The sequence below is a fragment of the Streptomyces sp. NPDC001002 genome (assembly GCF_053599215.1).
In genome coordinates, this window is record NZ_JBSFLV010000314.1 from 1 (window position 1) to 1,420 (window position 1,420).

Consider the following 1,420-nt stretch of genomic DNA (forward strand, 5'->3'; position numbering starts at 1 on the left):
CCTATGGTCCGACCGAGGCGACCGTGATGGTGACCACCGGCGCGGTGGAGGCCGGTGGCACAGAGGTGCCGATGGGATCGGCGAATGCCGCCACCCGTCTGTATGTGCTGGACGACGCCCTTCGGCCGGTGCCGGTGGGTGTGGCGGGTGAGTTGTACATCGCTGGGGTGCAGCTCGCGCGTGGCTATGTCGGGCGTCCGGGTCTGACGGGGGAGCGTTTCGTGGCGTGTCCCTTCGAGCCGGGCTGGCGGATGTACCGCACCGGTGACCGCGTCCGCTGGACACCGGACGGGCAGTTGGTGTTCGCGGGGCGTGCGGATGAGCAGGTCAAGATCCGTGGTTTCCGTATCGAGCCGGGCGAGGTCCAGGCCGTTCTGGGCGCGCACCCGGACCTGGCCCAGGCCGCGATCGTCGTACGCGAGGACACACCCGGCGACAAGCGCCTCGTCGCCTACGTCGTTCCGACGGAGGGCATCGAGGGTCTGGCGGAGTCGGTGCGGGCGTACGCGGCTGATCGTCTGCCTGCCTACATGGTGCCGTCGGCGGTGATCGAGCTGGCTGTGCTGCCGTTGACGGCGAACGGCAAGCTCGACCGATCCGCCCTGCCGGCCCAGGAGTTCGAGACGGGTGGCGGTCGGGCGCCGGTGACGGTGCAGGAGGAATTGCTGTGCCAGGCCTTCGCCGAAGTGCTCGGCCTGCCCTCCGTCGGTATGGACGACGACTTCTTCGCGTTGGGTGGGCATTCGCTGTTGGCGATCTCGTTGGTGGAGCGTCTTCGTGCGCGGGGTGTTGCGGTGTCGGTGCGGGCGTTGTTCGATACGCCGACGCCGGCGGGGTTGGCTGTGGCGGCGGGGCCGGAGCGGGTGGAGGTTCCGCCGGTTCTGATTCCGGAGGGTGCGGAGTCGATCTCGCCGGAGATGCTGCCGCTGGTTGATCTGGACGAGGCTGAGATCGCGCGGATCGCGGAGGCGGTCCCGGGTGGTGCGGCGAACGTGGCGGACGTGTATCCGCTGGCCCCGCTCCAGGAGGGCCTGTTCTTCCACCACTTGATGGCCGACCAGGATCGCAGTGACGTCTACGCCGTGCCGTATGTCCTTCGCTTCGACGCGCGGGAGCGGTTGGACGGCTTCCTGCGGGCGTTGCAGCGGGTGGTGGATCGGCATGACGTCTACCGGACCGCGATCGTGTCGGACGGTCTCCGCGAACCCGTGCAGGTCGTCGCCCGGCATGTCGAACTACCTGTGCACGAGGTGGTCTTGGAATGCGACGCCTCAGCCGCGGTTGAGCAGTTGTTGGCTGTGGGCGGGGCGTGGATGGAGTTGGACCGTGCGCCGTTGCTGGATGTGCATGTGGCGGCGGAGCCGGGTGGTGCGGGTGGTCGGTGGCTGGCGCTGCTGCGGATTCACCACCTGGTGCAGGA

The 1,420-nt window shown here is 68.7% G+C and carries 1 protein-coding gene; it reads left to right on the plus strand.

Annotated features, from left to right (window positions below):
* Positions 1–26: 26 nt before the first annotated feature.
* Positions 27–1,420, plus strand: a 1,394-nt coding sequence (locus ACWDR3_RS47775; protein WP_450358947.1) for an AMP-binding enzyme, incomplete at its 3' end; no start/stop codon positions are given.